General features: G+C 57.5%; 27 protein-coding genes. 9 read left to right on the forward strand and 18 right to left on the reverse strand.

All coding sequences use genetic code 11. The features are described from left to right. Positions 1-12 precede the first annotated feature (12 nt). The 3 genes from AC2TCY_RS17970 to AC2TCY_RS17980 form a co-directional block, all read right to left on the reverse strand. Entirely contained in the window at positions 13-555 is a 543-nt protein-coding gene (locus AC2TCY_RS17970) for an NADPH-dependent FMN reductase (protein ID WP_480849421.1), read from the reverse strand. Positions 556-688: 133 nt separating this feature from the next. After that, positions 689-1,360, reverse strand: a complete 672-nt coding sequence (locus tag AC2TCY_RS17975) for a YiaD family glycine zipper/OmpA-like lipoprotein (RefSeq protein ID WP_480849422.1) — start codon at positions 1,358-1,360, stop codon at positions 689-691. Positions 1,361-1,478: 118 nt separating this feature from the next. Next, entirely contained in the window at positions 1,479-2,171 is a 693-nt protein-coding gene (locus AC2TCY_RS17980) for a helix-turn-helix transcriptional regulator (RefSeq protein WP_480849424.1), read from the reverse strand. Positions 2,172-2,275: 104 nt separating this feature from the next. On the opposite strand from AC2TCY_RS17980, the gene AC2TCY_RS17985 reads away from it, so the two are divergent. Beyond that, complete coding sequence (locus AC2TCY_RS17985; protein ID WP_480849426.1) at positions 2,276-2,467, forward strand: hypothetical protein; 192 nt, start codon at positions 2,276-2,278, stop codon at positions 2,465-2,467. A gap of 2 nt (positions 2,468-2,469) precedes the next feature. Here the strand turns inward: AC2TCY_RS17985 and AC2TCY_RS17990 are convergent, their stop codons facing one another. Further along, complete coding sequence (locus tag AC2TCY_RS17990; RefSeq protein ID WP_480849428.1) at positions 2,470-3,117, reverse strand: RluA family pseudouridine synthase; 648 nt, start codon at positions 3,115-3,117, stop codon at positions 2,470-2,472. Positions 3,118-3,213: 96 nt separating this feature from the next. Here AC2TCY_RS17990 and AC2TCY_RS17995 point away from each other — a divergent pair, with 96 nt between their 5' ends. Together AC2TCY_RS17995 and AC2TCY_RS18000 are read left to right on the forward strand one after the other, a co-directional pair. Then, complete coding sequence (locus tag AC2TCY_RS17995; RefSeq protein WP_480849429.1) at positions 3,214-3,624, forward strand: nuclear transport factor 2 family protein; 411 nt, start codon at positions 3,214-3,216, stop codon at positions 3,622-3,624. A 2-nt stretch (positions 3,625-3,626) separates the two neighbouring features. Beyond that, positions 3,627-4,334 carry an SGNH/GDSL hydrolase family protein gene (locus AC2TCY_RS18000; RefSeq protein ID WP_480849431.1) on the forward strand — a complete coding sequence of 236 codons (708 nt, stop codon included), beginning with the start codon at positions 3,627-3,629 and terminating at the stop codon, positions 4,332-4,334. On the opposite strand, the gene rarD is transcribed toward AC2TCY_RS18000, so the two are convergent. From rarD to AC2TCY_RS18050, 10 genes are all read right to left on the reverse strand, one after another. Beyond that, entirely contained in the window at positions 4,325-5,230 is a 906-nt protein-coding gene (rarD, locus tag AC2TCY_RS18005) for an EamA family transporter RarD (protein ID WP_480849433.1), read from the reverse strand. The genes AC2TCY_RS18000 and rarD overlap by 10 nt on opposite strands. Before the next feature lie 172 nt (positions 5,231-5,402). Further along, positions 5,403-7,856, reverse strand: a complete 2,454-nt coding sequence (locus AC2TCY_RS18010) for a GcvT family protein (RefSeq protein WP_480849435.1) — start codon at positions 7,854-7,856, stop codon at positions 5,403-5,405. Between the two features lie 89 nt (positions 7,857-7,945). Next, the gene (locus tag AC2TCY_RS18015) at positions 7,946-8,929 is read right to left on the reverse strand and encodes a GlxA family transcriptional regulator (protein ID WP_480849437.1); all 984 of its coding nucleotides are present in this window, start codon (positions 8,927-8,929) and stop codon (positions 7,946-7,948) included. A 10-nt stretch (positions 8,930-8,939) separates the two neighbouring features. Further along, complete coding sequence (locus tag AC2TCY_RS18020) at positions 8,940-9,833, reverse strand: homocysteine S-methyltransferase family protein (RefSeq protein ID WP_480849439.1); 894 nt, start codon at positions 9,831-9,833, stop codon at positions 8,940-8,942. Positions 9,834-9,845: 12 nt separating this feature from the next. Further along, positions 9,846-10,898 carry an alcohol dehydrogenase catalytic domain-containing protein gene (locus tag AC2TCY_RS18025; protein WP_480849441.1) on the reverse strand — a complete coding sequence of 351 codons (1,053 nt, stop codon included), beginning with the start codon at positions 10,896-10,898 and terminating at the stop codon, positions 9,846-9,848. Positions 10,899-10,907: 9 nt separating this feature from the next. Beyond that, on the reverse strand, positions 10,908-11,378 hold the full coding sequence (locus tag AC2TCY_RS18030) for a cupin domain-containing protein (protein ID WP_480849443.1): 471 nt from the start codon (positions 11,376-11,378) through the stop codon (positions 10,908-10,910). A gap of 19 nt (positions 11,379-11,397) precedes the next feature. Next, positions 11,398-13,848, reverse strand: coding sequence for a GcvT family protein (locus tag AC2TCY_RS18035; protein ID WP_480849444.1), 2,451 nt, complete (start codon positions 13,846-13,848; stop codon positions 11,398-11,400). A gap of 12 nt (positions 13,849-13,860) precedes the next feature. Further along, on the reverse strand, positions 13,861-14,244 hold the full coding sequence (locus tag AC2TCY_RS18040) for a GFA family protein (RefSeq protein WP_480849446.1): 384 nt from the start codon (positions 14,242-14,244) through the stop codon (positions 13,861-13,863). A gap of 4 nt (positions 14,245-14,248) precedes the next feature. Further along, the gene (locus AC2TCY_RS18045; protein WP_480849448.1) at positions 14,249-14,872 is read right to left on the reverse strand and encodes a LysE family translocator; all 624 of its coding nucleotides are present in this window, start codon (positions 14,870-14,872) and stop codon (positions 14,249-14,251) included. Beyond that, positions 14,872-15,441, reverse strand: a complete 570-nt coding sequence (locus tag AC2TCY_RS18050) for a helix-turn-helix domain-containing protein (RefSeq protein WP_480849449.1) — start codon at positions 15,439-15,441, stop codon at positions 14,872-14,874. The genes AC2TCY_RS18045 and AC2TCY_RS18050 overlap by 1 nt, the downstream gene beginning before the upstream one ends. A 117-nt stretch (positions 15,442-15,558) precedes the next feature. Between AC2TCY_RS18050 and AC2TCY_RS18055 the strand changes: the two genes are divergently transcribed. Next, complete coding sequence (locus tag AC2TCY_RS18055) at positions 15,559-15,834, forward strand: DUF1294 domain-containing protein (RefSeq protein ID WP_480849642.1); 276 nt, start codon at positions 15,559-15,561, stop codon at positions 15,832-15,834. Between the two features lie 17 nt (positions 15,835-15,851). On the opposite strand, the gene AC2TCY_RS18060 is transcribed toward AC2TCY_RS18055, so the two are convergent. Both AC2TCY_RS18060 and AC2TCY_RS18065 read right to left on the reverse strand, forming a co-directional pair. Beyond that, a complete protein-coding gene (locus AC2TCY_RS18060; protein WP_480849451.1) occupies positions 15,852-16,301 on the reverse strand; it encodes a GAF domain-containing protein in 450 nt (149 codons plus the stop codon). A 93-nt stretch (positions 16,302-16,394) separates the two neighbouring features. After that, positions 16,395-17,567, reverse strand: coding sequence for a thiolase family protein (locus tag AC2TCY_RS18065; protein ID WP_480849453.1), 1,173 nt, complete (start codon positions 17,565-17,567; stop codon positions 16,395-16,397). A gap of 102 nt (positions 17,568-17,669) precedes the next feature. Between AC2TCY_RS18065 and AC2TCY_RS18070 the strand changes: the two genes are divergently transcribed. From AC2TCY_RS18070 to AC2TCY_RS18080, 3 genes are all read left to right on the forward strand, one after another. Next, on the forward strand, positions 17,670-18,008 hold the full coding sequence (locus AC2TCY_RS18070) for an STAS domain-containing protein (RefSeq protein WP_480849455.1): 339 nt from the start codon (positions 17,670-17,672) through the stop codon (positions 18,006-18,008). Positions 18,009-18,031: 23 nt separating this feature from the next. Beyond that, entirely contained in the window at positions 18,032-18,481 is a 450-nt protein-coding gene (locus AC2TCY_RS18075) for an ATP-binding protein (RefSeq protein ID WP_480849457.1), read from the forward strand. 212 nt (positions 18,482-18,693) lie between these two features. Further along, positions 18,694-20,271: a gamma-glutamyltransferase family protein gene (locus AC2TCY_RS18080; RefSeq protein WP_480849459.1), complete on the forward strand. Its 1,578-nt coding sequence runs from the start codon at positions 18,694-18,696 to the stop codon at positions 20,269-20,271. Between the two features lie 34 nt (positions 20,272-20,305). On the opposite strand, the gene hspQ is transcribed toward AC2TCY_RS18080, so the two are convergent. After that, positions 20,306-20,632 carry a heat shock protein HspQ gene (hspQ, locus tag AC2TCY_RS18085; protein ID WP_480849461.1) on the reverse strand — a complete coding sequence of 109 codons (327 nt, stop codon included), beginning with the start codon at positions 20,630-20,632 and terminating at the stop codon, positions 20,306-20,308. A gap of 80 nt (positions 20,633-20,712) precedes the next feature. On the opposite strand from hspQ, the gene AC2TCY_RS18090 reads away from it, so the two are divergent. Together AC2TCY_RS18090 and AC2TCY_RS18095 are read left to right on the forward strand one after the other, a co-directional pair. Further along, the gene (locus AC2TCY_RS18090) at positions 20,713-21,594 is read left to right on the forward strand and encodes an AEC family transporter (RefSeq protein ID WP_480849463.1); all 882 of its coding nucleotides are present in this window, start codon (positions 20,713-20,715) and stop codon (positions 21,592-21,594) included. 60 nt (positions 21,595-21,654) lie between these two features. Beyond that, complete coding sequence (locus AC2TCY_RS18095; RefSeq protein ID WP_480849465.1) at positions 21,655-22,236, forward strand: transglycosylase SLT domain-containing protein; 582 nt, start codon at positions 21,655-21,657, stop codon at positions 22,234-22,236. Between the two features lie 11 nt (positions 22,237-22,247). On the opposite strand, the gene AC2TCY_RS18100 is transcribed toward AC2TCY_RS18095, so the two are convergent. Beyond that, entirely contained in the window at positions 22,248-22,844 is a 597-nt protein-coding gene (locus tag AC2TCY_RS18100; RefSeq protein WP_480849466.1) for a LolA family protein, read from the reverse strand. Between the last annotated feature and the right edge of the window lie 11 nt (positions 22,845-22,855).

The raw sequence follows: 22,855 nt of genomic DNA on the forward strand, positions 1-22,855 counted from the left end.
ACAAGCCGGCTTTCAGTATCCTGCCTCCGCCCGCAGTTTCTGCATCAGAGTTTGCAGGGCGCTTTCATAACGCGCATTCGACAACCGCCCCTGTTCATCGAACTCGTTGGAACTGTTGGCCAAATGAATCTCAGGCCCTTGCAGAATACGCGGCTGGAACGGCACCATGTAGGCCCGCAGCACCATCTGGGCACGTTCACCACCGGCACGCCCCGCAGCGGCCGACATCACAGCGACCGGTTTGTCGGCCCAAGGGCGACCTTCGGTGCGGCTGACCCAATCCAACGCGTTTTTCAGAACGCCCGATGGCCCCTTGTTGTATTCTGGCGTCGACACGATCACCGCATGGGCCTGCGCGATCTGATCCGCCAGCACCTGCACCTGTTGCGGAATGCCCTCGCCATCCTCCAGATCCCCGTCATACAGGGGCAGGTTCAGGTCAGCCTCGATATACGTGCCGGGATCGAACAGCCTTGCGGCCTCGCGCAGCAATTTGCGGTTGGTCGCGCTTTGGCGCAGCGAGCCGGACAGCGCCAGAAGGATCGGTTCGGTCATCTTGGACAACTCCATCGTTCAGATCAGCGGTAACTTACCTGACCCTTCGGCAAACCAAAGCCCTGTTGACGCGCAGTCATTGTGAAAAAAAGGGACCTCAGTTTTGCGGCCCCTTTGACTTTCGGAATCCCGATCAGGCGTTTCCGCTGGGAACGACTATGATCTCGACGCGGCGGTTCTGGGACTTGCCTTCAGGCGTCAAATTCGATGCAACAGGGTTGTTTTCGCCCTGCCCGATCGTAGTGATCCGCGCATAGCCGACACCGTTGGCCTGCAGAATATCCGCCACTGCATTAGCGCGACGATCAGACAGACCTTGATTGTACGAAGCTTCTCCGTCGCTATCCGTATGCCCGATGATCTGGACGTTGGAATTCGGGTAATTCACCAGGTTCTGTCCCACCTTCACCAGATCGGCGCGCAAAGCCGGACGCACGGTCGAACTGTCAGTGTCAAAGGTAATATCGTTCGGCACGGTCACGATCAGGCGGTCACCGGCGTTTACGATGGTGATCCCATCATTGGCTAGCTGCTGGCGCAGTTCAGCTGCCTGTTTGTCCAGCTGGTTGCCAATCACACCGCCACCGGCCGCACCAATTGCAGCACCGGCCAGCGCCCCAAGCCCCGGGTTTGAGTTGTTCGCGATCGCACCAACACCGGCGCCGATCAAACCGCCCAGCAAGGCGCCTTGTTTCGTGTTCTGGTTGGGATCGCTCTGAACCGACAGCGTACCGGGGTCGGCGCACGCGCCGAGGAAAAGGACCGAACACAATCCGACCGTCAGGATACTCTTGGAAATCGCCATGGAATCACCTTCTGCTCCAATACCCGTTTGCCGGGCTTCATTGATTTCCCAAAGTATAGCATGGGATCAGAGAGCAGGCTCAAGCAACAAATCGGTGAAATCGGCGAATACCTGCCACCTATGCTGCACCGGCAGGCGCGTCCCAACGGTTCTGCTCTTGCCAGATGGTACGCAGAGGTTGGCCCTGGCCGCAGAAGTGATCTTCGACCAGCTCACAGGACCAGATCCGATCTGTACGAAAATGGCGAAACCCGTTTCTCAGCTCGCACCAGGCGGCCAGCATTGTGCACTCGATATGGTAGATCAGCGCGACGGGGCGCAGGATCCGCTCGGTGCGTTCTTCGCTGGCGTTTATGTAGGTGATCCGAATTTTCTGTTCGGCGCGGATGGCTTCCCGGTAGGTTGCAATCGACACGCACCCTTTTTCCGGGTCATCCGCAGGGGCGCCCCACGGTGCGACCTGCAACCAATCGGCGGGTGACCGTAACGCCTCGATCTTGCGACACACCCGGTCAGCGGCCTGTTGTAGCGTGCTGTCGCCGGTGCGCGCCAGCATGGATAGGCCTACCCACAGCGCCTCGATCTCTTCGGCATCAAAATTCAGCGGCGGCAGATCGTAGCCGCGCCGCATCAGGTACCCCACGCCTGCCTCGCCCTCGATCGGTGTCCGTTGCGCCTGCAACGCCGCAATATCGCGATACACAGTCCGCACCGAGACCTCGAGCTTGGCCGCCAGCGCTTCGGCCGTCACCGGCCCGCTGGAAGTGCGCAATATCTGGATGATCTCAAACAAGCGGGTCGAACGGCGCATGTCAGTCTCCTTGTAATCTGCTGACACCTTAGCACACCCCCCTGACAAGGTGGTGTCAGGAGCGATGGGCGAGGCTTGGAACAGCACAAGACAGGAGAACACCCATGCCAAGCCGAGACAACTACGTCATGATGACCCTGAAACTGGATCGCTGGTCACAAGACCATGCCTTACGCGGCTTTGAGATCGAACGCGAACTGTGTGCCGGGCGCCATCTCGGCACCTCTCGCCCAAGGAAACGTCAAAAACGGTTCTCGCTGGGCAATCTGAAAATGTTGTGGATCAGCAGCGCTTAAGGTCAGAATTCCGCCGCAGCGCGGAATTTCATCGCCACACCGCCTTCGGGGTTCTTCAGGCGCAGCTCTTCGGAATGCAGCATCAAACGAGGGAATGCACGTGCCGCGCCCTCGGCATAAAATGGGTCACCCAGAATCGAGTGGCCCAGCGCCTGCATATGAACACGCAGTTGATGCGACCTGCCGGTCTTGGGGAAAAGGCGAATTCGTGTCGATTCCCCTTCGTATTTGACGACGCGCCACTCGGTGACCGCAGGTTTGCCGGTGTCATGACACACCATCTGCAGCGGGCGGTTGGGCCAATCGACGATAAGCGGCAAGTCAACCGTGCCCGTCTTCGCCTCAACCCGCCCCCACACGCGCGCGACATAGGTCTTACGAGTCTGTCGGTTTTCAAACTGCAACCCCAGATGCCGTTGTGCATGCGGGGTCTGAGCAAAGACCATCACGCCCGAAGTATCCCGATCCAGCCGGTGCACCAACAAGGCTTGTGGAAATGCCGCCTGGACACGTGCCAGCAAGCAATCAGCCAGGTGTTCGCCGCGGCCGGGCACTGACAGAAGCCCTGAGGGCTTGTTCACCACAATCAGTTGTGCATCTTCGTGCAATACATCCAATGGCGTCTGGGGGGGATCATAGTTCGCGCTCATGCGGGCCTGCCTATCTCAGCACGTGACCTCCCGCAACGTCGTCCTTGCCTGAACGTGAGGGTTCCGCAACTCTGGGTGCAACCAAAGGGAGACGATATGCACCCCACAATCGAGCGAATGCAGGAAGTTGTCGCCAAGGGCGATGAAAACCTGATCCACGAACTGTTGGCGGAAGACGTGCGGTTTTCGCCGCCAACCTACTATAGCACCTGGACGGGGCGTGCTCCGGTCGCAGCGGTACTGGGACATGTGGGGCAGGTGTTTTCCGATTTTCGATACCGACGGGTCATGGGTGAAGGCAAAGATTGGGCGTTGGAGTTTCAGTGCAAGATCGGCGAACTGGATGCGATCGGCGTCGACCTGATCACGCTAGATGACGATGGCCATATTCAGGAGTTCGAGGTCGTCATGCGCCCCTACAGGACCATCGGTGCCCTACGAGATGCAATGATGGCCCGGGTCACTACCGATGCGCGGTTCCTAGAGTACAAAGACGCGTTGAGCTGAATATGCCAGGCCCCATTGCCGCAGATCAAATTCTTCGGGTGCCGTTGCTGCCGTTATTAGCTGCGCAGGGATTATCGGTCCGGCATCGTGCTCAACTGCTGCCAGAGCCAACCGGCCCGCGTGAGGGACGCGAGGGTCGCGGGCCACGTTTGCGGTTGTTGATCGCTGGCGACAGTTCTGCTGCGGGCGTTGGGGCGGGTACTCAGAAACAGGCTCTATCAGGGCATCTGGTGGCGCAGCTGGCGCGGCAGTATTGCGTCGAATGGCGGCTGGAGGCCACCACCGGCCATACGACTCTGGACACGATTGAACGGCTTGAACGGCTACACGGCAGCTTCGATGCAGTGGTGACGGCGTTGGGTGTCAACGATGTCACCCGCGCGGTGACACGCCGACAATTTATTGACCGGCAGACCCGGTTGCTGCGACTTCTCACAGGCACGTTCGGCGCGCGGCGCGTCGTGGTGACGGCGGTTCCACAAATGAACCGCTTTCCGGCCTTACCGCAGCCACTGGCCTGGGTTCTTGGCCGGCAGGCGAAACGGCTGGATCAGGGGTTACAACAGGCTGCGGCTGCATTTCCGCAGGCTATGCATTTGTCTCTGGATTTACCTGACAACCCGGCGCTGGCCGCACCAGACGGATACCACCCCAGCCCCAAAACCTATGCAATCTGGGCCGCCGAGGCTGCTCGCCTACTTCAGGCCTGAGCGCGTATCTGCCGGATCATAGGAATAGAATACACCACCAGTGCCGCCCAGATCAGCGGAAAAGCGATCATGCGGCCCCGGTCGATATGCTCTCCGAACACCGTGATGGCAGTGATAAAGATCATGGTCGGAGCGATATATTGCAGAATGCCCATCGTGGACAGGCGTACCAGCTTTGCTCCGTTGGCATACACCAGCAAAGGTATGGCGGTTACGACGCCCGCACCTGCCAGCAGCATTGTATCAGACGCAGCCCATCCGAAATGCCCCGTTCCCTGGGCGCCTAGCCAGGTCACATAGGCCAGCGCCGGAATCAACAGAATCAGCACCTCAAGCAGAAATCCTTGATTGGGTCCGATGGGAAGCGATCGCTTGAAAAAGGCATAAAAACCCCAACTGACCATCAGCCCCATTGCAGCCCAGGGCAGGCGCCCGGCCTCTAACACCAGAACCAGAACGCCCAGCGCAGCCAATCCAACGGCCACAAGCTGCGTTCGATTCAGCGGCTCTCGCAACAGGATCGCACCCAGAGCGATACTGAATAAGGGGTTGATGTAATACCCAAGAGCAGCGTCCAGCGCGTTCCCGCTGGCGATAGCCCAGACATAGATCGCCCAATTCACCGAAATCAGCGCGGCAGTCAGACAGGCCATCCCCAACATCTTTGGATTCCGCAGGGCGGCCTTCAGGTCCCGAGTTCGCCCCAGCGCAACCAGCAACAACCCTGCAACAGGAACCGACCAGATGATCCGGTGGGCTACGATTTCTACCGGACCGATATGAGCCATGGCTTTCATGTAAAGCGGCAGAAACCCCCAAAGAACATAGGCCGTAACTGCCAGGGCCAATCCCCTGGGCGTGTCTGTGTTTTGCGGCTGTATGATGGTGTCTGCCATGACAGGTCTCCGGCTGATACCGTTTGTCTTTAGGGCAAGTCACCGGGTGTTGAAAACTACGAAAAGCGTGAAGTCGGTCATCAGGAAATCTGATACGTCGCCTGCTTCATCAGCCCAAAAATCAAATAGTGCCGGGGTGCATTAGCGCCCCAGCACTTACTTTTCCCAAGTGTTAAACCTTAACACGCTCGGATTTCGGGTCATACATCGGCTTCAGAGATGCTTCGGCTTTTACCTTGGTCCCGCAAACATCGATCTCGTAGGTCGAACCCAGAACATCCGCTGCCTTTTCGCCCTTGCACGGGACATATCCCATTCCAATTGCGCCGCCCAACGTATGCCCGTAATTGCCCGAACTCAGGTAGCCTACATATTCACCGTCCCGCACGATGGGTTCGTTGTGAAACAGCAGCGGCTCGGAATCGGTTAGGCGGAATTGCACTAACCGGTTTTCAGGCCCGGTTTCCTTCCGCGCAATTACGGCCTCGCGACCGATAAAGTCGCATCCCTTATCCGTCTTGACCGCAAACCCCAGCCCGGCATCGACAACATGATCCTCGCAGGTGATGTCATGACCGAAATGGCGGAAACCTTTTTCGATCCGGCAGCTGTCCATCATGTGCATGCCGCAAAGTTTGAGGCCCATGTCCTGACCCGCCGCGTGCAGCGTTTCAAACACATGCCCGGCCATGTCGGAGGAAACGTAGATCTCCCATCCAAGTTCACCCACATAGGTCACGCGATGCGCACGGGCGAGGCCCATGCCGATCTCGATCTCCTGCGCGGTACCAAACGGGTTGGTCGCGTTGGTGAAGTCATTTGGCGAGACCTTCTCCAACAAGGCACGTGCATTCGGACCCATCACGGCCAGAACACCTTCGCCAGCTGTGACATCGGTGATCACGACGCGGAAATCCCCGACATTGCGCATCATCCAGGATTGATCCGCCAGCCGGGTCGCCGCCGGAGTAACGACCAGATAAGAGGTTTCGGTCAAACGAGTGACGGTTACGTCCGCTTCGATCCCACCGGTGCGGTTGAGGAACTGCGTATAGACGATCTTGCCGTTTGGAACCGAGTAGTCACCGCCGCCGATATAGTTCATGAACGCCTGCGCGTCCGGCCCCTCGACCCGGATTTTCCCAAACGAAGACATGTCGTACATGCCCACATTCTCGCGCACCGCCCGATGCTCAGCCGCTGAATTCTCGAACCAGTTCTGGCGTTTCCAGCTGTACTGGTATTCGCGTTTCTGCCCCTCATCAGCGTACCAGTTGGCGCGTTCCCAACCCGCCAGTTCACCCATCACTGCACCCTGCTCAAGCAAGTGGTGATGGAACGGGGTGCGGCGCACACCGCGCGCGGTGGCTTTCTGGCGATACGGATAGTGATCGGCATAGAGCAGGCCCAACGTCTCTTTGGAGCGTTCAAACAGATACTTCTTATTACCCTGGAACGGTTGCATCCGGCTGACGTCCACATCGCCCAGATCAAACGGTTTCTCGTCTGTATCCATCCACTCGGCCAGCGCCATCCCCGCTCCACCGGCGGACTGAATGCCGATCGAGTTGAACCCAGCCGCAACCCAGACATTATCCATCTCGGGCGCAAGCCCCAGATGATAGGCGTCATCTGGGGTAAAGCTCTCGGGCCCGTTGAAGAAGGTATGGATGCCTGCCTCAGCCAGCATCGGCATACGGTTGCAGGCGTCTTCAAGGATCGGTTCGAAATGGTCGAAATCCTCGGGCAGTTGGTCGAATTCGAAACTTTCGGGAATACCGTCCATGGCCCAGGGTTTAGCGTTGGGTTCGAACGCCCCCAGCATCATCTTGCCCGCGTCTTCCTTGTAATAGGCGCATTCGTCCGGCACCCGCAGCACCGGCAGCGAGGTCAGGCCTTCGATCGGCTCAGAGACAATGTAGAAGTGTTCGCAGGCGTGCAGCGGCACGTTGACACCCGCCATCCGTCCCACTTCGTGGCCCCACATACCGGCGCAGTTCACCACCATGTCGCACTCGATGTGGCCCGAAGCGCCGCCATCATCAGCGATCCAGTCCACACCGGTTACCTTGCGACCCTGCTTGACGATATCTGTGACCTTCACACGCTCTTTCACGATGCCGCCGCGCTGACGAGCGCCCTTGGCCAGTGCCAGGGCTATGTTGGCTGGATCGCCCTGCCCGTCCAAGGGCAGATGCACGGCCCCCTTTACCCCTTCAAGGTTCAGATGCGGATACAGCTCCTGCACGCGTTCGTTCGAGATCTCTTCAACCTCAACACCAAAGGCGCGGGCCATAGCGGCCTGGCGATAGATCTCTTCCTTGCGTTCTTCGGTCAGGGCAACAGTGATCGAGCCGACACGCTTGAACCCTGTAGCGACGCCCGTTTCTTCCTCGAGCGAGCCATAGAGTTCCTGGCTGTACTTGGCCAGTTTGGTCATGTTCGCAGTGGCTCGCAACTGTGCGATCAGGCCGGCGGCATGCCAGGTGGTTCCGCTGGTAAGCTGCTTGCGCTCAAGCAGCACAACATCGCTCCAGCCTTTCTTGGTCAGATGATAGGCGACCGAGCACCCGATCACGCCGCCGCCGATGATGACCACACGGGCCTTTGTGGGAAGATCAACCATCCTGATGTCTCCGCTATTTCAGGTTTTCATCTAATTGGCACGAAAGATCGACACAAAATGCACGAAAAGCGTCACTGAATCGTCCAAAATCAACGATGACACGCCAACCGTTTTTCCCGTCGCAAAACAAATGGCGTTACGCCAAAGAAGCTTTTGTAAACGGAGGAAAACCCGTTGGGAAACCCGCAGGCCAATCCGATTTCACGCACGCTCATCGTCGTGTTCAACAGCAGGTTATTGGCCTTGGCGAGACGCATTTCGCGGTAGAAACCGTTGGGTGTCGTGCCAAAGACAGCCTTGAATTTGCGCTCTAATGAGCGATTGGACAATTTCAGCGAATCAACGATCTGGTTGATCGGCAATGGTTCTTCGATGTTTGCCTGCATCAGTTTGATGCACTGATCCAGTTTCGCGTCACCTGTTGCCGTGGTCATGACCCCAGAAAACGGCTGCATTGACGAGAAATCTCGGATTTTTTCGTGCAGCATGATATCGGCGACCGTCATTTTGGCCGGCCCCGAGATATGCCGCCCGATCACGGCCAGCGCAATATCGGTTGTAGCCCCCATGCCGGCGCAGGTCACCACACCGCCCTGTTCGGTCGCGATGGACAGTTTGGCTTCGAAACGCGCGCCACGCTCTCTCAGGAACGACGCGTTCTCCCAGTGGGTCGCCAGATCGGCCGTACCTTGTTCTTTGATATAGCGACTTGCAGCTTCGGCCAGCAAAAAGACCTGAGCACCGCGGTACGTATAGTCTGACACGATGCGCCCAAGGGACAATTCCGGCTGATCAGGGTTCGAGTTTCCGATTACAAACAGGTAATCCGCCTGACGTTGGGTTGCCACCTGCTCGGTATCCACGGTCGCGCCGCTGCTGCTTTCGATCGGACCGCCTTTCAGGGATCGGTAGACAAAGGTGAAAGGTGGGTAAGGGCAGACGCGGTTGGCCAAGCGCAGTACTTCAACCAGCGATGCCAATTCCAACAAGACATAGCCGGGCGCGACCAATATGTCGAAATGCCACTGCTGTCGGGCCTGATTGGGTGTGTCCGGTTTTGAGCGATTGGGCATACCTTGTCCTTCAGACGATCCTATGCCCGGCATTACGTAGACACTGGGCCAGCATTTCGATGTGGTCAGGACCAACTTCACAGCAGCCGCCTACAATTGTAGCCCCCTGCTCGACCCACCTCATGGCATGGGCAGCATAGGCCTTCGGGCCAAGGTCATGGCGCTGTTCCAACGCATCAACCGTTGGCGCATCTTTCAAGAAGCCATCGGTGATACCCGTGAATCCATTCGCATAAGCCCCAAAGGGGCGCCCCATCCTTCCGAGGATTTCCAGTGCTGCAGGAATAGCTTCGGGGCGCGAGCAGTTAATCAACAGTGCTTCCGGTGCGAATTTGTCGACCAACGGCTGAATTTCTTCCACCCTTTCGCCCGACCGCAGGCGAGTACCGTCATGATCCAGTACTGTAAGGGACAACCAGACAGGTTTGCCGCAGTTTTCCGTACCGCGCAAAGCACCCACGGCCTCCTGTATCGACGAAACGGTTTCGATCAGGAACAAGTCAACTCGGTTCTTCATCATCCGAGCTAGTTCGCCGAACTTTTCTGCGGCGTCGTCTGGGTCGGGGTTCAGGTCCGGACGATAAGTTGCCAGCAACGGGCCCAGCGCACCTGCGATCCGCCCTCCCGCCACGCGCTGCGCGTTTTCAGCCTGAGACAGCGCCGCGTCGATCAGGGCGGGCATCTGGTCGACCATCCCCACGCGCTCAAGGCGCGAACGATGCACAGCGTAGGTATTGGTTGTCGCAATCGTTGCACCCCGGCCGAAGTAGTCGGCATGCACGGCACCCACCAGATCAGGGTTGTCGATCATCACGCGCGTCGACCACAACGGCGTAGGCGTTTCACCGCTACGTTTGACCAACTCTTGCCCGATTGAGCCATCCAGAAGTGTGATATCTGCCATGTTCCGGGTTCCTCAGGGGATAAGCACAAGTTTACCGGGCAGAGCCTTGGATTGGAAATCCTGCTGCGCCAGGGCGATTTCCCGCAAGGGATAGGTTTTTGATACCAACGGCTTGATTAGCCCAGCGTTCATCAATTCAACCAACCGGCCAAAGACCTCGTAAGCTTGATGGGTGCAGCCATGAATGGTGATGTCACGCAGGTAGATATCGCGAAGATCCGCTTCGACGACTGGGCCTGCGATAGCGCCGGACACGGCGTAATGCCCGCCCGGTTTCAGCGCCAGTATCAGGCCGGGCCAAGCCGGTCCGCCGACGACATCGACCACCACATCGAACATGTCATGCGGCAACGGAGCGTCGCGGTCGAACGTATCCGCGGCACCCTGCGCCTTTACTACGTTTGCCTTAGCCGCACTTGTTACGCCCCAAACCGAAGCGCCCCTCAGCGCGGCCAGCTGGACGGCGGCCAGACCCACCCCACCGGATGCGCCGGTGATCAGAACCTTGTGTCCCGCTTTGACCCCTGCGCGGGTCAGCAGGTTTTCGGCAGTTCCGAACGCACAGGGAATGGCCGCGATTTCTATATCCGAGAGAGGAGAGGCAGTGACATCATAAAGATCCTTCGCTTCGACCAGACAGTATTGGGCAAATGCGCCGTCAATTTCCGAGCCCAGCGCAATAAAACCCGAGGGTTGACCGGGCCGCGGACGCGGCAGGTTGATCGGGCAGGTCACACGCTGGCCCATTGCAAACTCGGTGTCAGGTCCAGAGGATTCGACGAACCCGCACAGATCGCCACCCTGTACACGGGGAAACTGCAGCGCGCCGCCCCAACCCCCGACGTCGACGTCCTGTTCAACCGCATCCGTTGCGCCCGTCACCTCTGACGCGTACCAGCCGACACGCGTGTTGATGTCAGTGTTATTCACTCCGGCAGCGGCGACCCGCACCAGAACCTGCCCCGGTCCGGGGACCGGAACCGGGATATCCTCGCGCCATTCCAGCGCCTCGGGTCCGCCGTGACGGGTAAGATAAACGCCGGACATATGTCTGGGTGTCGTCATCAATCGATCTCAATCGCCCGGGTGTTGGGGAACAGGTCCCATCGGCACGATGTCGAACCGGGCGTTGAGCTCAGCCATTCTGGCTTCGTCGGCGAAATCGGCCTCGCTCATCGTCGCAAGTTCGGCGAGAAACCCATCGAAGCCCGAAGGCTGAAAGATCATCAGCATCTTTGCCGGTGCACCCTTGGCCACACGGCATGCATGCGGGACCCCGGGCGGCACATGCATCGTCGTGCCCGGGGTGCACAAGTGCCAATCACCGTCGATATAGAAATCCACAGCGCCTTCCAAAAAGTAGAAAGTCTCGGCATGTGTATCGTGCCGATGCAGACCTAGCGCAAAGCTGGCTTTGAGGTTGTCCTCTATAAGCGTATAGGCGCCGCCGGTGTCCTGACCGGACACTTTGACAAAGGTATGGTCGTTTTCCCAGTCATAGTTGGGACCCTCACCGGGTCCCAGTTTGGCGTAGCGCTTGCTCATGGAGGCCTCCTCGTTGCGATTAGGCGCGGAGCCGCTCGTTCGCAGGGTCCCAGAGCGGCTGATCCTCCTGTACCACAGCGCGGCACTTTTCGCCGTAGATTTCGACCTCAAGCTCGGTGCCCGGAACGGCCAGATCAGGGCGAACCATGCCCAGCGCGACTGAGGCATTGATGCGATAGCCCCATGCACCAGATGTGGTTTCACCCACGATCTGACCATCGTTCCAGATGCAGGACATGTAGGGCGCATCGCAATCTTTCGCATCGACCAACAAAGTCACGAACTGCTTTTTCGCCCCCTGCTGCTTTTCGTTCAGGATTGCGGCCTTGCCGGGGAAGTCCTGCGGTTTGTCGAGTTTGACGAAACGCTCCAACCCGCCTTCGAGCAGCGAATAGTCAGTTGACAGGTCGCCCTTCCATGCGCGGTAGCCCTTTTCGATGCGCAGCGAATTCAGCGCGTACATACCAAACGGCTTGGCACCTGCGTCAACGATCGCTCCATAGATCGCCGGCATGTGTTCGTTCAGAGCGTGAACTTCCCAACCCAACTCACCGGCAAAGGACACCCGGATCAGATATGCGGGCTGGCCGGCAACGGTCGCCGACTGATGGGTCAGCCATCCGGGCGACAGGTCCGCATCAGTCAGACCTGACAGAATGTCGCGCGATTTCGGGCCGGTCACGATCAGTGTGTCACGGGTAGTCGTCACGTCCTCAATTGTGACACCGGCGGGCATGGCGTTCCGCAGTATATCGCGGTCATGCCACTGCGCGGTTGCAGCGGTGATCATCATGAACTCGTCATCGCCCAGGCGAATACAAGACATCTCGGTCAGGATGCGGCCACGGTTATCAGAGACATAGATCAGGTTCATTCGACCGACTTTGGGCAAACCACCTGTTGCGAGGCCACGCAGCGCCTCCGCGGCACCGTCTCCCTTGACCATGAAGCGCGAGAATCCGGGCAGGTCGAGCACACCGCAATGGTCGCGGACAGCCTCGCACTCTTCCTTGATCCGCTGTTCCCATGGTCCGGAGCGACCCCAGGTATGCGTACTGTCTTCGCTCACGTCATCGCCCGGCTGCGCGAACCAGTTGGCACGTTCCCAGCCGTTGTAGACACCCATGACGCCGCCCAATTCCTTGACCTTGGCATGCACCGGGGACAGCTTCTTGTCTCGTGCTGCCGGCCATTCGTGATGAGGGAAGTGCATGGCGTATTCGTTGCCGTAGACCTCCATCCCCTTCTGGTTGCAAAAGTCCTGGTCTGTGTAGTCGGTGTAGCGACGCGGATCGACGGCCCACATATCCCATTCGGTGCAGCCATCGACGATCCATTCCGCCAGAACCTTGCCGGCACCACCGCCCTGCGCGATGCCGAAGGTAAAGGTATGCGCCTCAAATGCATTTTTCACACCCGGCATCGGGCCGATCAACGGCAGCCCATCCGGGGCATAGGGGATCGGCCCGTTGATTACGCGGCCAACGCCCGAAGTCGCCATCAGCGGCACGCGCTCCATCGCGTCGGTGACGATATCTTCGATCCGGTCCAGATCATCGTTCCAGAGTTGGAATGAAAAGTCCTCTGGCATCGGATCGTCCTCGGACATCCAGTGGCCCTTGCAGTTGGGTTCATACGGGCCAAGATTGAAGCCGTTCTTCTCCTGCCGCAGGTAGTAGGAGATATCCACATCACGCAACAGCGGTAGCTTCTTGCCACCGTTCTTTTTGGACCACGCTTCGACCTCGGGCACTTCGTCGGTCAACAGGTACTGGTGGCTCATGACCATAGCCGGAACGGTACGCCCACCAAAGGGTTTGAACCATTCGCCAACACGTTGCGCATAGTAGCCGGCGGCATTCACAACGTAATCACAGGCGATGTCGCCCTGATCCGTATGTACAGTCCAGGTGCCGTCGTCGTGCTGCGTTACACCGGTCGCTGGGCAGAAACGGATGATCTTCTGCCCCATGTCACGTGCGCCTTTGGCCAACGCCTGCGTCAGCTGCGCCGGGTCAATGTCACCATCAGTGGGGTCATACAGAACGCCTTCAAGATCGTGGGTCTCAAGGAACGGGTAGTGCTCTCTGGCTTCTTCCGGCGACCACATCTCCATCGGGATACCTTGATGGCGACCCATGGACAGTGCTCGCTCGAACTCTTGCATCCGCTCTTTGCTGTGCGCCAGGCGGATAGAACCCGAGACGTGATAGTTCATCGGATAATCAACCTCTTCTGCCAGGCGCGAATACAGCTCGGTCGAATAACGCTGCATGTTCATGATCGCCCATGACGTCGAAAAGGTAGGTACGTTGCCCGCCGCGTGCCAGGTCGAGCCTGCCGTCAGCTCATTCTTTTCCAGCAGTACGCAATCGGTCCAGCCTTTCTTGGCCAGATGGTAGAGCGAGGAGGTCCCCACCACACCGCCACCGATGATGACCACGCGGGCTTTCGTCGGAAAATCATTCATGTCTTTCAGTTCCTATTGTTGCGCCTCTTGAGGCAGGTCATCCTTGATGTCGTAGTAATCGCCCTTGTCGGCCACAAAGATGTGGCGGGCGAGTTTCAGTCCGGTAGGTGCATCCAATGCCCCCATGGAAATCGAGATCGTGTCTTCGTCATTGTGCTGCCAGAACAAGAACGAACCGCAGGTGTTACAGAACCCGCGCCGCGCAATATCCGAGGCACGATACCAGCTCAGCGAATTGCTGGCCGCGAAAGTCAGATTGTCCTGATGGGTCGAAGCTGAAGCCCAGACATGGCCCGATTGCTTGCGGCACTGTCCGCAATGGCAGGCAGAGGGTGGCGAAATCTCTCCGTCGATTGTGAAAGCAACAGATCCGCACAGGCAGGAACCAGCGTGCATTGATTTACCCCCTTGCTACTGGCGCAGTGCTGGTCCCCAGCAATACGCCATAGATGATGAAACAGGCGGCCATCACGCGGCGCACCCAGATGTTGAACACCGCCCCCAATGCGGCTTTGCCCATCACGGCCCCAAGCAGGGTGAACCCTGTGTAGCTGAGCGTGGTAATGATCAGGGCAGTTGGCATGATTACGGCCATCTGCTGCCAAATCGGAACGTCGGGTTGAACGAATTGCGAGAACGCGGCCAAGTAACCAGCGACGCTTTTTGGGTTGATCGTGGCGACGGCAAGCGCGTGCAGATAGACATGCCGCGCAGGTCTTTCCGACACCGGTGCAGGCTTGGTTGCGTTCATCCATCCGCGGATACCCATCCAAATCAGAAACCCGGCACCGATCAACTTGACCGCAAAAAATCCGGTCGTCGACGCCGCGATTAACGCCGTCACTCCCAATGCCGACAGGACCAGAAACGCGCTGGCCTGCGTCAGGATCGCCAGGACCCCAAGCATAGCCTTGGGAAAGGGCAGGCTCATCCCGTTCGAGATGCAGTTGACCGCGTTCGGTCCCGGCGTCGTGACGAACACCACCCAGAACAGTGCAAATATGGTCCAGGCCTCGAAACTCATCAGTACACCGGTGGCGCGATAACCCAGATGGCTACGGCGGGCTCACTATATGGGTTGGACCATTGATAGGGCTCGTGCTTGATCCGAAAGCTGTCGCCCGGACCAACGGTGAAGCCTTGGGTGCCGATTATCAGATCCAGACGACCCGAGATCATGTAACCCACTTCCTGAGTTGGACGGTCCGCTGGTGTTTGCATTTTGGAATGCGGTTCAAAAGTGGAATGAACCATCTCGAAGTCATCGGTCAAATCGGGCGACAGCAACTCTTCGATCAACCCTTCCTCGCCCGAACCCATGGGGCGGCGTGATCCGGCACGAACGATATACCCCTGTTCATCCGCTGGTGCCGCCGAATGTGCAAACAGCATCGACATCGGCACACCCAGACATTCCGAAATCTGGCGCAGGTCTGAGATCGATGGTTCGGACATGTCACGCTCGACCTGACTGAGCCATCCGACAGACCGTTCGAGCCGTGCCGCAATCTCGCTTAGTGTCAAACCACGTGCTTTGCGCAAAGCGCGCAGATCGGCTCCTAGCGTCGCGCTATGGGGGGTTTGATCGTTCAATGGATGCTCCGACTCGCCGTGAAATTTCTATCGTAATTTTCACGGTGCATCGAATCGATGAAAATTCCAAGCATTTTTTCACTTGGGTCTGCTTGCTTGATTGGCTATGGCATCGTCATGTGGATAGCTGTGACCTACCTTTGGGCGATCAACAGCCTGACTTTGCTGGTATTCGGATGGGACAAACTTCAGGCACGCCGTCGGAAAAAGCGCGTACCCGAGCGTTGGTTGCTGAGACTTGCAATGCTAGGCGGCAGCCCATCGGCCCTCCTTGGGCGATGGGTCTTTCAGCATAAGACCAGAAAGAAGGGTTTTTCGTTCTGGCTCATCTGTATCATCTGCGTACAGTTGATTGCTTGTGTCGTCATTTTGCGGAATGGACCGCTAGGGTAGCGCCGATGCGTGTGCGCTCACGCAAACACTTGCGAAAGAATCCTCTGCAGACTGATAGCGTCTTCCTCGCCGAACGCATCCGGCTGATTGCTGTCGATATCAAACACCGCAATGACGTCACCTGACGCATTCCGAACCGGCAAGACCAGTTCGGATCGGGTGGAAGACGCACAAGCAATATGTCCGGGGAATGCATCCACGTCGGGCACAAGCTGCACCTCTCCCGTCCGCGCCGCAGCGCCGCAGACGCCGCGCGCGAAAGGGATGACAAGGCAGCCATGCCCGCCTTGGTATGGGCCGATTTTCAATACGCCGGGTTCTGTCACACGATAGAACCCGGTCCAGTCAAACCGATTGTCGGAATGGTGAACCTCGCAAGCGACAGTGGCCATCAGAGCGACCTGATCAGTCTCCCCTTCGGTCAGCGCGGCTATGGTCTTGGCGAGCGTATCGTAGTCTGCTGTCATTTCTGCACGTTTCCGCGTTGGGCTGAGGGGGCATCGCCCCTCATGATCCGTTGGGTCAAATCAACCCCGCAGTATTTGGAAAAAGTGGAAGGGTCAAATACGTTCGATGGCGATTGCTGTCCCTTCTCCACCGCCAATGCAAATAGCGGCTACGCCACGCTTGAGGTTTCGTTTTTCCAGCGCGTTTAGCAGTGTGACCACGATCCGGGCGCCCGATGCCCCGATGGGGTGCCCCAGCGCGCAGGCACCTCCGTTTACGTTGACGATTTCGCGCGGCAGGCCCATTTCGTGCATGAACGCCATTGGGACAACGGCAAAGGCTTCGTTGACCTCCCACAGATCGACATCCTCTTTGCTCCAACCGATGCGAGACAGCAGCTTTTGCGCGGCAGGAACCGGGGCCGTCGTAAACAGACCCGGAGCCTGAGCGTGGCTTGCATGACCCAGAATGCGTGCACGTACCGAGAGGCCCTGCGCCTCAGCAGCTTCGGAAGACGCCAGAACCAAAGCAGCCGCCCCATCCGAAATCGAAGAGGAATTGGCCGCCGTCACTGTCCCATCTTTGCGAAAAGCCGGCTGCAACGTCGGGATTTTCTCTGGGCGCGCCGACTTCGGCTGCTCATCTGCGTCCTGAGTGACCTCACCTTTTCTGGTGCGAATCGTCACTGGGGCGATTTCAGTATCAAACGCACCGGTGTCCTGCGCAGTCAGAGCATTCGACAGGCTTTTCAAAGCGTATTCATCCTGCGCTTCGCGCGTGAACTGGTAGGATTCCGCGCAATCTTCCGCAAAAGTTCCCATCAGTCGGCCCTTGTCATAGGCATCTTCCAGCCCGTCGAGGAACATGTGGTCAACCACCTGGCCATGACCGATACGGGCTCCGCCGCGCATCTTTGGCAGCAAGTAAGGCGCATTCGTCATGCTCTCCATCCCACCGGCAACCATGGTATCGGCATGGCCCAGCGCGATCTGGTCGAAGGCCATCATCGCGGCTTTCATGCCCGACCCGCACATTTTGTTGAGCGTTGTAGCAGGGACGTCTTCACCCAAGCCAGCTGCAAACCCGGCCTGACGCGCCGGAGCCTGCCCCTGCCCTGCCGGCAAGACGCATCCCATTAGCACTTCGTCCACGGTCTGCGCGCCGGCGCTTTGCATGGCGGCTCGAATAGCGGTTCCGCCCAACTCGGCCGCCGGGACCCCATCAAACACCCCCTGGAACCCGCCCATGGGCGTTCGTGCGGCCCCTGCAATCACAACTTCTTTCATCTGACGCCTCCCATTGGATTTTCAGCACTTGGATACCGAATGGTAAGAATTGCCGTCTAGCGTATTTCTACGATCATTTCCAAAACCGGAGGGCGGTTGACCATGGGGCTAAGCAGCACCACGACCGGCAAGACACAGGTTATTACTGTCCACTGCGACCGAATTGATGCGGCAATGGCCATTCAATTCAAGGAAGACATGCGATCCCAGGCCGAAGAAAGTGCAAGTCGCGTCATCCTGGATCTGTCCACTGTCGAGTTCATCGACTCAAGCGGTTTGGGCGCAATTGTCGCGTCGATGAAGCAATTGGGAGACGGTTGCCGACTGGATTTAGCCGGATTGCAACCGGTCGTCGAAAAAGTATTTCGTCTGACGCGAATGGACACAGTTTTCAAACTGTTTGTTTCGCTGGATGATGCGTTGACTACAGGTGCAGACTGACCACTGGGCAGGGGTAGATTGGCGTGGCCCATAAATGTGAAAATGACTGCCTGGACCTGAGCTTTCACGCAATCGATTCTCAGGCAAGCGCCGGGATAGCAACCCTCAGCGTGCGGCTGGCGGCGATGGGAATCCCACAGAACAAAGCCGGTGACGTAAAAATCGCTCTGGCGGAGGCGATCAACAACGTCGTGGAACACGCCTATGCCGGTGTACGACCGGCAGACATTCGCATCGAATGCCACCTGTGCCAGAACAAGCTGGACGTTCTGATCACGGATGCCGGAAACCCAATGCCAGATTTGAAATTGCCCAGTGGCGTTCCCTCCTCGGTAGATACAGCGCGTCTGGACCTGCCCGAAGGTGGCTTTGGTTGGTTTCTGATTCGGCAGCTGACAAGTGAAATCCGGTATCAACGGAGAGACGGTCGTAATCAGCTTTTTCTACGGTTTGACCTCACGGATTTGTCATAGAGAACCAAAAATGGTCACAATAAGGTCCAGATCGAACCATTGTAGCGCCGCAAACCAAGGGCAAAAAGGTAGTGTAGCTCAGATAGCTTCCCTCGGCGCCTAACGTCACAGCCCCCACCCAGTGAACGGCGCCGAGGAACTTCCTCCCTGATACTATTGGACAATTCGCTACCGCGGCTTACTCTCTGCCTGCTTGATAGGAGGAGTAGTTCATGCGGGATTTGCACATGCCGGGCCGGTCCGAAGTTCTGGCAACAAACGGGATGTGTGCGACGTCACACCCTCTGGCCGCCAAAGTGGCGTTAGACATTCTGGCCCAAGGCGGCAACGCCATGGACGCGGCAATCGCCGGCGCAGTTCTTTTGGGTATTTGCGAACCACAAATGACGGGCCTCGGTGGTGACTGCTTTGTGTTGTTCAATCGGCCAGGCGAAAACACTGTCCGGGCGTTGAACGGATCTGGCCGCGCGCCGGCCAAGGCCGATGCATCGACCCTACGGGCAAAAGGATTGAAGTCAGTTCCCCTAAACGGACCGGATGCGGTGACAATTCCGGGGGCTGTTGATGCGTTTTGCCATCTGTCGCAAACAGAAGGACGGCTGGGCCTGGACGCGATACTACAACCCGCGATCCAGTATGCCGAGGCCGGTGTTCCGGTCGCCCCGCGCGTGGCCTTTGATTGGGCTAACGGCGAAGGCACATTGCAAGGTGCTGCACGCAACCATTATTTGCTGGGCGGTAAGGCATTGAAAACTGGGCAGGTCTTCTGCGCACCGGGTCAGGCCGAGGTTTTGCGCCGCATCGCACGAAATGGGCGCGATGCCTTCTATACCGGTGAGATCGCCGAAGACATGTTGTCAGCACTTTCCAATTTGGGCGGCGTTCACACGACCCGGGATTTTGCCAACGCTAAATGCGATGAAACGCAGGCGATGAACGGCAGCTATGGCGGCATTGAGTTAGTGGAACATCCGCCCAACGGTCAGGGCGCAACAGCAATTCTGCTCCTTAACATCCTTAAACACTTTGATCTTTCAAAGATGGACCCGTGGGGCGCCGAACGCGCCCATATCGAGGCCGAAGCGACCAAGCTGGCCTATGACGCGCGCAATCGCTTTATCGCTGATCCTGAATTCAGCACACAAGCTGATCGGTTTCTGGAGCCCGACATAGCCACCAAATTGGCGGCTCTGATTGATCCGAAGCGTGCGATGCAGGCAGCAGCTCCGCTTACCGAAGCGGTGCACAAAGATACCGTCTACATCACAGTAGTAGATCGGGACAGAATGGCTGTTTCCCTTATTTATTCGATATTCCACGGCTTCGGCTCGGGCATAGCCTCAGAGAAATTCGGGATTCTTTTGCAGAACCGCGGAGCCGGTTTCACTCTGCAGGAGGGGCATCCGAATGAACTGGGCGCCGGCAAACGCCCGATGCACACTATCATTCCCGGCATGTTGCGTCAGGGTAGTCAGGTCATGATGCCGTTTGGGGTGATGGGCGGCGTCTACCAACCCACCGGTCATGCCCGCTTTCTGTCTAACATCGTGGATTACGATCTTGAGCTTCAGGAGAACCTGAATGGCCCGCGCGCTTTTGCAGATGGTGGCGTGCTGAAACTTGAACGGGGACATTCTGAAGTTGTTCGGCAACAATTATCCGACCTGGGCCACATTATCGAAACTCCGGAAACACCCCTTGGAGGCGCACAGGCGATTCACATCCGTGACAGTGGTGTTTTGGTGGGTGCCAGCGACCCCAGAAAAGACGGTTGCGCGCTTGGATATTAAACCGTGGGGCGGACGGCAGTTCCGTCTTGGTAATTCAGTTGAACTGAAAGTGCAGAGGGTAGGATCCGTCCTGAAACGGACCAAACATGTTGGGAATATCCGGGTGATCCACGGGCTCTCCGGATTGGTCCTCAACCAGATTTTGTTCAGAAACATAAGCAACATAGAAGGATTGGTCGTTCTCCGCCAACAGGTGGTAGAACGGCTGATCCTTGATAGGGCGGCTGTCTTCGGGAATGGCTTCATACCATTCTTCCGAATTCGCGAACTCTGGGTCCACGTCAAAAATCACCCCTCGAAAAGGGTGTCTGCGATGTCGAACCACCTGCCCCAGGCGGTACTTGGCATGTGTCTTAAGCATTGTTTCAGCCCCCAAAGCATTTTCTACCTCTTTCCGGGCCAAAAAGCCAATCATTGATCTGAAAAACAGGGAAACAGTCTGTGAACCTAATTCTTACAGTGTTCGAAATTGCAGCCCCGGTTTTTCTGCTGTCAGGGATCGGATTTACCTGGGTCAAACTCAAGTTCGAGTACCGGCTGGAATTCGTTACGCGCCTTGCGGTGAATCTGGCAGTACCCAGCTTGATCTTTGTGGCACTTATGCAAACCGAGATACCGGGTCGCGAATTAACCCTGTTCACTCTGGCAGCCGTTGCGGCCCATATGGTGCTGGCCGGTGTGTTCTGGGTATTCGTTCACCTGACAGGGTTAGAACAGCGCACCTATCTGGCACCATTGATTTTTGGGAACACGGGCAATTTGGGCCTGCCGTTGTGTATATTTGCCTTTGGGCAGTCCGGGCTGGGCTATGCAGTGGTTTTTTTGGCCGTTACTGCGTTGTTTTCCTTCACATACGGCATCTATCTGGTCGCAGGGCGGGGAGCGTTCGGCAAGGTCCTGCGCGAGCCGATGGTATGGGCAACGTTGCTGGGCGCCTTGTTCTTGTGGCGAGGATGGAAAACTCCACTATTTGTGACCAATACGCTGGATCTATTGGGTCAGATGGCCGTTCCATTGATGCTGATCACATTGGGTGTGGCCATTGCCCGGCTAAGCGCGCGCAAAATTGGTCAGGCCGTCTGGTTGTCACTTATCAAGCTGATTGTGTGTTTTGGGCTGGGATGGGTTTTGGCGCTTTGCTTCAATCTCGAGGCCGTGGCGTTTGGTGTTCTGGTTTTACAGATATGCACTCCGGTCGCTGTCACATCCTATCTTCTGGCCGAGCGATTTGAGGCCGATGCTGACGCAGTGGCGGGGATGGTCATGGTGTCGACCCTGCTCTCTGTCGCCGCTTTGCCCATTATTCTGGCCATTGTTCTGTAACGAATGTGATTTCATCAAAGCTCAATCTGCGCTAGAATAAAGAAAAAAGGCACGAGGCACATGAGCAGAATTCTTTTCGTACTCTTCGGGGTGCTGCTTTTGGCATCCTGTGGGGGCGGGTCAAAGCAACCGCCCAGCAGATTGAATGACGCGTGCAGCATTGCGCGCGAACGTCCCGACTATATCAAGGCCTTCAAAAGCACCGAGCGGAAATGGGGGGTTCCCATCCACGTTCAGATGGCCACGATCTATCAGGAAAGCCGGTATCGTCACGATGCGCGCACCCCGCACAAATACGTGCTGGGCGTAATTCCGATGGGCCGGCAAAGCAGCGCTTATGGCTTCAGCCAGGCGTTGGACGGGACTTGGGATCAATACCAGCGCGAAACCGGGAAGCGCCGCGCCAAGCGTGACCGCATTCGCGACGCGTCGGATTTCATTGGCTGGTACATGAACAAAAGCTACGAGCGTAACGGCATCCACCCCAGCGACACACGCAACCAGTATCTGGCCTACCATGAAGGTCATACGGGCTATGCTCGCGGAAGCCATAACGGCAAATCATGGTTGCTGAATGTGGCCAGCGATGTGGATGCGCGTGCGCAGCTATATCAGGCACAACTGTCCAACTGCCGTTATTAACAGCAGGCGGATCAGCGGTTTGCTGATCCGCTTCTCGTTCTGGTGGAAAACAGATCCTGATTCAGATTGCCGCCTTCGGTCAGTTGACCCAGAAGAACCGTCGTCTGACCGCCAGTATTGTCATGGATCACCCATTTTCGCAGTTCGACAGGGTCACTGGTAAACATCAGTTCGATCCTGCCATTTTCGGGGCTCTTGGGATCCTGCGCTGTGACAACAGTTGCGGTCCCGTCGAAATCATGGCCAACAACCATATTGGCCTGACCCAGATCGACGTTACGGGCCAGAACAAGTGACAGCGGCGTTCGCCGAAGTGGATACTGCTCGGGCGGCTGGTTGGACTTCGGATCAAAGATCTGAACCGTTCCGGCGCGGGCCAGGACAACGGCACTGTTGGGCGGATCGTATTCGAACCGCATCTTGCCCGGCCGCTGCAACCACAGCTTTCCCGTGCTCAGTGACCCATCGTCGTTCACTTGGGTGAAACTGGTCTGAACCGTTTTCAACTGGTTCAGATAGTTCGAGATTTCGGACAACTGCAGTTTATCTGCAGCCCAGGCCGCAGGCGCGGCGAGTGTCAAAGCAAGGGCAAAGGCAATCTGTTTCATGGCTCACAGAT

Source organism: Ruegeria sp. HKCCD7181, from assembly GCF_057221055.1.